Origin of the sequence: Streptomyces sp. NPDC000134 (genome assembly GCF_042899225.1) — a bacterium.
Taxonomy (GTDB): Bacteria; Actinomycetota; Actinomycetes; order Streptomycetales; family Streptomycetaceae; genus Streptomyces.
In genome coordinates, this window is sequence record NZ_JBIAZN010000011.1 from 286,482 (window position 1) to 293,955 (window position 7,474).

The following is a 7,474-nucleotide window of genomic DNA, read 5'->3' on the forward strand; positions in this document are numbered from 1 at the left end:
GCGGGCGCCGTCCGGCGGGGGCGGGCCGTCGGGTGCGCATCACTGCGGGCCGTCGGGTGCGCATCACCAGGGGCCGTCGGGTGTGCATCACCACGGGCCGTCGGGTGCGCATCACCGCGGGCCGTCGGGTGCGAACCGCCGGCGCCCCCGCCGCTACGTACTGGGGTGTACCGCCGCTCCCGGCCGGCAATCCCCCGGCCGGCCGAAGCGGCGGTACACCCGCACCCGCGCCGCACCCGGCGCGGGCGGTGCCCCTCAGGACCGGGCGGGACAGGACACGGGGGAGCGAGGGAGGAGCGGGACGGATGACGGTCGCCGCTTGGTGGGCGTACGAGGTGCGCCGCTGCGGACATCAGGCAGTCACCCTGCCGGTCCTGGCCGCCCTCCTCGGGTACACCGGGGTGGCCGCCGGCTCCCAGGACGGGGGCCTGCTCGGCCGCACCCTGCTGACCTGCGCGCTGCCCGCCGCCACCGCTCTGGTCTGCGCGGCGGTGGTGGCCCGCGAGCCGATGCCGGAACTCCACCTGTCGATGCCCACCCCGTACCCGCGCACCGTCGCCCGCCGGCTCGCCTGGGTCGCCGCCCTCGCCGCGGTCACCGCCCTCGCGATGGTGGCACTGCTGACGGCGACCGGGGAGCCGCTGGAGCCCGGCCCCACCCTGCTGGAGCTGGCCGGGCTCGGCGTGCTGCTGGGCGGCGCCGCGGTGTGGGCGACGGTCCGGTCCGGGGCGACGGCGCCCGCCGCAGGACTGGTCGCCGCCGGTGTCCTGGGCAAACTGCTGATCGTCGACCGGGTCGTCCCCGGGGCCGCCGGCCAGGCGGTGCCCGCGCTGCTGGCCGGCGGCTGGCTGACCGTCAGCGGCCTGCGCGCCCTGCGCCCCGGCGGAACCTCGGGCATCCGGCTCGGCCGGGACGGCGGAGCGTACGCCGGTACGGGGGAGACGTGATGACCGCGCTGCTGTGGACCGTGCGGTACGAGGCGCTGATGGCGTCCCGCCGCAAGGTCGTCTGGGGCACGGTGCTCCCGCTGGCCCTGCTGAGCCTGCTGCTCGCCGCGACCTCGCCCGTGGTCACCGGGCACAGCGACCCGGCGGCCCGGGTCGGCGCCGCCGCGGTCCTCGTCAACACCTTCTGCACCCTCGGCATCGGGCTCGCCCTCACCGACCGGCTGCGCCGCGCCCGCGAGGAGCACGGCATGCCGGAGTTGCTGTCCGCCACGCCGGCCGGCGCGCTGCCCCGTGCCGTCGGCGGGCTCGCCGGGCCGCTGCTGACCGCGCTCACCCCGGTCGCCGCCCTGCTGCTGCTCCACGCGGCCTTGGTGTCCGTGACCGGCGGGTCCCCGGCCCCGCTGGGCACGGCGGCGACCGCCCTGCTGACGGTGATCGTCCCCGCCACGGTGCTGGTCACGGCGTTCGGCGGGCTGCTCGGCGCCCTGCTGCCGGTGGCCGCCGCACGTGCGGTCCTGGTGGTGGCGTGGCTGTGGGCCTGCCACTTCGCGCCGGCGTTCTCGCCCGTGCCCACCCCGACCGGCACCGTGCTGTCGCCCCTCGGCGGCTATCCGCTGGTCGCCTGGGCGCACGCCCCGCCGGTGTGGGCGGCCCGCGAGGGGACCGGCGCCCTGCGCCCCGCCGCCGACGACGCCACCGCGCTGCTCAACCTGACCTGCGTCCTCACGACGGCCGTGCTCTGCCACGCGCTCGCCCGGCTCGTCGGCACGATCAGACGACACGGAGCCTCATGAACATCACCACGGAGCGACTGACCAAGGACCACCCCGGCGGCCGCCGGGCCCTGGACTGCGTCGACCTGCACATCGAGAGCGGCACCGTCGGACTGCTCGGCGCCAACGGGGCGGGCAAGACGACGCTGCTGCGTCTCGTCACCGGAGTACTGCGCCCCACCGCCGGCCGGATCACCGTCGGCGGGCACGACCTGTCGACCACGGACGGACTCAACGCCGTCAAGCGCGGTCTCGGCTACCTGCCCCAGGAGCTGTCCCTCTACCCGGACCTGACGGTGCGCGAGTTCCTCGACTACATAGGCGTGCTGAAGGGCATCCACGACAAGCGCGCCCGCCGCCGGCAGGTCGAGGCGCGGATCGCCGAGGTCGGCCTGGAGGAACGGGCGGCGGAGCGGCTGGCCGGCTTCTCCGGCGGCATGAAGCGCCGGGTCGGCATCGCCCAGGCCCTGCTGGGCGACCCCTCGCTGCTGATCGTCGACGAGCCCACCGCCGGCCTGGACCCGCACGAACGGATGCGGTTCCGCACCCTGCTGGCCGGGCTCGGCCGGGGCCGCACCGTCCTGCTGTCCACCCACATCCTCGACGACGTCGCCCAGACCTGCCCCGAGGTGGCCGTCCTCTCCGCCGGCCGCCTGGTCTTCCACGACACCACCTCCGCCCTGGTCAGCGAGGCCGCGGGCGGCACCTACGTGTACGGGCCCGCCGACGGGCCGCCGCCCGGCGCGGAGGTGGTCGGCGCGGTGGCGACCGCCGACGGCCCCGAGTACCGCATCGTCACCACCACCCCGCCCGCCGGTGCCCGCCCGGTCGAGCCGTCGCTGGAGGACGGGTACGCCGCCCTGCTCGGCGCCCACCGGGCGGGCCACCGCGCGGGCACCACCGGAAAGTGAGGTACCGACACATGATCAGCACCGTCCACGGCCGCCCCCCTTACGGCGAACGGAACGCCTCCGACGGGCGGCCCACCGCGCGCCGCCGGGCCGGCGGCCGGCCCGCCCCGCATCACCGGCGCACCGCGCCCGGCGACCGGCGCACCGCGCCCGGCGTCCTGGCCGGCCTCGCCGGCCTGTCCCTGCTCGTGCTCACCGCCTGCGGGGGCGGTGGCCGGACCGGTCCCGACACCACGGACCCGGTGCCGCTGCCCAGCCCGACCGCCACCGCGCAGAAGATGAGCGAGAAGAACCTCGGCTACACCTGGCCGTTGACGGTCGACCACGGCACCGCCGAGTGCCGCGAGGGCGACCAGGCCGTGTTCACCGTGCCGGACGGCACCACCTACGCGCTCAACGGCCGCGCCGAGGAGGCGGGTTACCGCGACATCGGACCGGTGCGCGCCACCGGGGACGGGGGCGACAAGGTGAGCCTCGGCCCGCTGCTCAGCCGCACGATGGGTCTCTGCCGCGTGGCGGGGTAGCTCCACAGCGCCGTACGTCGTCGGGCTGACCACCGATGACGCTCCGGCGCCCGTCCGCGTCCGCGCGCCGGACGACACCGATACGGCCGACACCCGGGAAGTCAGGAATCAGAAAGCCACCACACGGCACCAAGGACGATCACTACGGGGGAAACCGCTGTGCAACCGCACGATCACGACCACGATCAGCCTGACCAACAGAACCGTCCCATAGTCCACAGCCGCCATGCCGCGGACTCCACCGGCCCCGACGTCCTCGTCCACTCCGGGCTGGGCGACTACTTCGCCACCCCGTCGGCCCCGCTCGGCCGGCTGCGCTCCGGACTGCGCCGCGTGGAGTTCGTCGACGACGAGGAGCTCACCGCACCCGGCCGCCCGCTCGACCTGGCCGTGCTGGTGCCGGTTACCAGCGAACCCCAGGCCGAGAAGCTGCGCACCGTGCGGGCCCGGCACCCGATGTCCCTGCTCGTCGCCGTCACCCACGACATCTCCGGACTGCGCACCTACTACGGCATCCGGGCCGGCGCCGACTTCGTCCTCAACCTCGCGATCCTCGGCGATGCCCAGACGGACCTGCTGCGCGCGCACATCCGGGCCCACCGCATGATCGCGGCGGCCCGCTCCGGCCCGGCCGCCGGCCTCGTCCTGACCCGGCTCCGCGCGGTCCCGGCCGACGACGGCCGTGACCGGGGCCTCTACCAGGGCGGCGGACCCGCCGACGGCGACCGGCATGCGGAGCCGACCCTGCGCGGCTCGCCGGTGCCCGCCGCGCCTCCACCGCCCGATTACGACACCGAGCTGGTGCGGCTGCTCTGTACGTCGATGACCGTGACCGAGATCGCCCGGCACCACTACTGCTCGGAGCGGTCCATGTACCGCCGCATCCGCAAGCTGTACGACGCGCTGGGCGTCGGCAGCCGGGCCGAGCTGATGTCGGCCGCCGCCCGGCTCGGCCTGCAGCGGCAGCGGCAGCGGCACGGCCGCGACCGCGCCGGCTGAGCGGGCGCCGCCCGCCCGACGGCCGTCGGCGGCCCGGTTCGCGTCCGGGCCGCCGACGGCGTACGGGTCAGCCGACGCCGGCATCCGCGGTCTCCAACAGCCGGAAGAACCCCGCCTCCACGTCCCCGTCGAGGGCCAGTCCCGAGAGCTGCCCCTCGTACCGGGTGCGGCCGGCCACCAGCACCTGTACCCGGTCGCACACCTGGGCGACCTCGGCGAGCTGATGACTGGAGATCAGCACGGCCGCTCCCTCGGCGGCGAGCGAGCGGATGATGCCGCGCATCTCGCGGATGCCGACCGGGTCGAGTCCGTTGGTGGGCTCGTCCAGCACGATCAGCCGGGGCCGGGCCAGCAGGGCCACGGCGATGCCGAGCCGCCAGCGCATGCCCAGCGAGTACTCCCTGACCCTGCGGGCCCGCGCCCCGGTCATCGACACCAGCCGCAACGCCGGTTCGATCCACTCCTCGGGCACCCCGCGCAGCCTCGCGTGCACCCGCATCGTCTCGTCGCCGGTGAGCGTCGGCCACAGTCCGGGCACCTCGATCAGCGCGCCGACCTGGGACAGCGACTCCCGCCCGACCGGCCGTCCGAGGATCTCGATGGTGCCCGACGTCGGCCGCTGCAACCCCAGCAGCACCTTCATCAGCGTCGTCTTCCCGGCGCCGTTGGGTCCCAGCAGACCGTAGACCTCGCCGGCGCCGACCGTGAGGTCCACGCTGTCCAGGGCGCGGTGGGTGCCGTAGTTCTTGTGCAGCCGACGGATGACCAGGGCCGGCGTTGCCGGGGCTCCGTGGGGGTGCGGGACGGGCATGCTCACGGTCAGATCTCCTTGCGGCTCATGTGCAGGCTCCCGGCGACCAGCAGGAGCACGGTCAGTACGGCGGAGAGGGCCACCGCGAGCGGGATGGCCGACATCTCGGTCACCGGGCTGCCGTCGGGCAGCGGCACCCCGTTGGGCCCGATCCCGGCCAGCGGCAGCACCACGCGCATCGGCCAGGAGAACGGCACCGCGTACCAGAAGGACTTGTCCGAGACGAGCGCCCCGCACAGCAGCCCCGCGACGCCCACGCCGACGCCGGGCCCCATGCCCCAGACCATGACCACCAACACGGCCAGCGCGGTCATCGAGAGCCCCACCAGCCACGGCAGGTACACCGCCGCGGCGACGGTGCCCATCGCCTCCGGGAACGTCCCGCTGATCGCCGCGCCCAGGGAGAGCATGACCAGGAGCACGGTGGAGGAGAGCAGGCCCAGCACTCCCAGCATGGCCACCTTGCCGACGAAATACCGCCACCGGGGGACCCCGTAGGACAGCAGCAGCCGCCAGGCGTCCTGGTCGGCGCGGACCGACAGCGCGGCGGCCAGGCCCGCCGTCATCGGGACGAGCACGCCCCAGAACTCCAGCGTCACGTTCCGGAACACCTCGAAGGTCTGCCCGGCCTTCGCCTCGGAGGAGCCGAGGGAGCCCAGGAAGAGCGGCACGGTGATGATCACCGGGGCGAGCAGGTGGTACCAGGGCAGGAAACCCCGCCTGTTACGGGCGAGTTCGGTGCCCACCACGGTCACCAGCGAGGGGGTGTCGCGCTTCCCCGGCGCGGGAAGGGGCTGGACGGCCGTCTCGTGCACGATGAGTTCTCCTGCCTGGCCACCGTCGGTGACGCCATGGACGACGAGTACGTACGGGTATGTAGCGGCGGCGGGCGCGCCGGTTCACCGCCGGGTGCGGTGGCAGTCGGCTGACATCTGCCCAATGATGTCAGCGGGCTGCCAATCGGACCGGTGGACCGGGACAGAGGCGCGGGCCGGATGTGAGGCTCGTGGACGTTCCGGTTCCACTGCTGTCAAGGAGGGCCACGATGAAGAAGACGAAGCCGGGCACGCTGCGCCGTACGCTCGCCGTCGCCGCCATGACCGTCGCGCTGGGCGGTCTCGTCGCACCCGTCGCGTCCGCCGGCACCGCCTCGGCCGCGCCCCCCGCGTCCGAGGCCGGCGTCCTGAAGACCTGGCACGCCACCGTGCAGTGCCAGATCGTCCGCATCAGCGACAACAACGTCGTCGGCTACGAGAGGGCCGACGGCACCGGCAACACCAAGGAAGCGGCCATCAAGGACGCCAAGAGCAACGTGCCCGTCCCCCCGGGCCACTACAAGCGCCACTGCGACGCCAAGCGGGTCTGGTAGAACGGAGAAGAGAGCACACACAAGTCCCACGGACGTCGTACGGAGGAGGGCCCGTGTCCGAGGAGCGAGGCGTTTACGAGCTGCGGCTGGGCCTGTACGCGAGCCGGGAGGAAGCCGAGAAGATCAAGGAACGCGTCGCGGCGCTGCTGTGCCCGGACCCCGGTCACGCACCGCCGTGCCCGGTGCCCTGGTCGATGATGCTGCTGAGTGAGGACCACATGGACGATCCCGACGCCTACGGCGAACTGGTCGAGCAGGCGAGGATCGAGAGCCGTCTGGAGCCGTAGGGTCAGCGGCAGCGCGGGCGGGCCGGTGTTCCACCGGCCCGCCCGACCGCGTCGGCGGCCGCCGCAGGTGCCGTCACCACCGGTCGCCGCGCGGGGCCGCGCCCAGGGGCGCCGGGCACTGCCGCGACCCAGAACCGGTTTCGGCGGGCGATGATGGGGCCTCGGCCGGCGGCAGCACGGTTCCGGTGACCGTGCGGTCGGTCCGGGCGGACGAGGACACCGTCCGCGAGGTGATCCACCGCTTCCACGAGATCGGGCTCGCATGCCTGGACCCCCGGTGGGCGGGAGGACTCGCGCGGGTCCGCGTACCGGCTGAGGGCCTCGCCGAGCGCCACGGCGTCCTCCAGCGCCTGGCACGCGCCCTGGGCGAGGTACTGGAGCATGGGGTGGGCGGCGTCTCCAAGGAGGACGATCCGGCGGTGCACCCAGTTGTCGATCGCCACACCGCTGAACTCACGCTCGCCGCGTGATCAATAACCGCGTTCCCGCCTTCGTGGGGAAGGCCGCCCCCATCTCCTTGATCATCTCCCCGAGGGGTGGGTGGCGAAGAAGCCAGGAGCGCATCGTCCGCCAGGTCCGCTGCAGGTCCGAGGTCCGCCGGGAAGGCCGCATCGGGCGAGGACGGGACCGACAGTATTCAGCGGTTCATTCATGTGGTTCTGGCCAACATGCTGGGCACGCGGCGTTAGTTGGGGTCCAGTGGGTAACTTGCGTCCGGCGCGGCGTCGGCACGGCCAGGAGGCATGTGCGGTGACCGTGAGCCCTTTCCAACCTGGTCGCGGGGCAGGTCAGTTGGGGTGACAGACAGGTGAAGCCCCTGGTAGATGGGTTTTCGACCAAGAAATCCGTCTCC

At 73.9% G+C, this 7,474-nt stretch carries 9 protein-coding genes and 1 pseudogene; 8 read left to right on the top strand and 2 right to left on the bottom strand.

Translation table 11 applies throughout. The features are described 5' to 3' along the window. The first annotated feature begins 305 nt into the window (after positions 1-305). From ACFY32_RS19030 to ACFY32_RS19050, 5 genes are all read left to right on the top strand, one after another. Positions 306-947 carry a hypothetical protein gene (locus tag ACFY32_RS19030; protein ID WP_390674777.1) on the top strand — a complete coding sequence of 214 codons (642 nt, stop codon included), beginning with the start codon at positions 306-308 and terminating at the stop codon, positions 945-947. Continuing rightward, entirely contained in the window at positions 947-1,741 is a 795-nt protein-coding gene (locus ACFY32_RS19035) for a hypothetical protein (protein WP_390674778.1), read from the top strand. Before ACFY32_RS19030 ends, ACFY32_RS19035 begins: the two co-directional genes overlap by 1 nt. Then, positions 1,738-2,631 (top strand): ATP-binding cassette domain-containing protein, encoded by an 894-nt coding sequence (locus tag ACFY32_RS19040; RefSeq protein WP_359201069.1) that lies wholly within the window; start codon positions 1,738-1,740, stop codon positions 2,629-2,631. Before ACFY32_RS19035 ends, ACFY32_RS19040 begins: the two co-directional genes overlap by 4 nt. Before the next feature lie 11 nt (positions 2,632-2,642). After that, positions 2,643-3,155, top strand: coding sequence for a DUF2511 domain-containing protein (locus ACFY32_RS19045; RefSeq protein ID WP_390674779.1), 513 nt, complete (start codon positions 2,643-2,645; stop codon positions 3,153-3,155). A gap of 159 nt (positions 3,156-3,314) precedes the next feature. Beyond that, entirely contained in the window at positions 3,315-4,154 is an 840-nt protein-coding gene (locus ACFY32_RS19050) for a DNA-binding response regulator (protein ID WP_390674780.1), read from the top strand. 67 nt (positions 4,155-4,221) lie between these two features. On the opposite strand, the gene ACFY32_RS19055 is transcribed toward ACFY32_RS19050, so the two are convergent. Continuing rightward, the gene (locus ACFY32_RS19055; RefSeq protein ID WP_359201085.1) at positions 4,222-4,965 is read right to left on the bottom strand and encodes an ATP-binding cassette domain-containing protein; all 744 of its coding nucleotides are present in this window, start codon (positions 4,963-4,965) and stop codon (positions 4,222-4,224) included. Positions 4,966-4,973: 8 nt separating this feature from the next. Continuing rightward, entirely contained in the window at positions 4,974-5,780 is an 807-nt protein-coding gene (locus tag ACFY32_RS19060) for an ABC transporter permease (protein WP_390674781.1), read from the bottom strand. A gap of 230 nt (positions 5,781-6,010) precedes the next feature. Between ACFY32_RS19060 and ACFY32_RS19065 the strand changes: the two genes are divergently transcribed. The 3 genes and pseudogenes from ACFY32_RS19065 to ACFY32_RS19075 form a co-directional block, all read left to right on the top strand. Then, the gene (locus ACFY32_RS19065) at positions 6,011-6,334 is read left to right on the top strand and encodes a hypothetical protein (RefSeq protein WP_359201077.1); all 324 of its coding nucleotides are present in this window, start codon (positions 6,011-6,013) and stop codon (positions 6,332-6,334) included. A 53-nt stretch (positions 6,335-6,387) separates the two neighbouring features. Continuing rightward, positions 6,388-6,621, top strand: a complete 234-nt coding sequence (locus ACFY32_RS19070) for a hypothetical protein (RefSeq protein ID WP_359201079.1) — start codon at positions 6,388-6,390, stop codon at positions 6,619-6,621. Between the two features lie 185 nt (positions 6,622-6,806). Next, positions 6,807-6,923: pseudogene (locus tag ACFY32_RS19075) on the top strand (helix-turn-helix domain-containing protein); the annotation flags it as partial. Positions 6,924-7,474 lie beyond the last annotated feature (551 nt).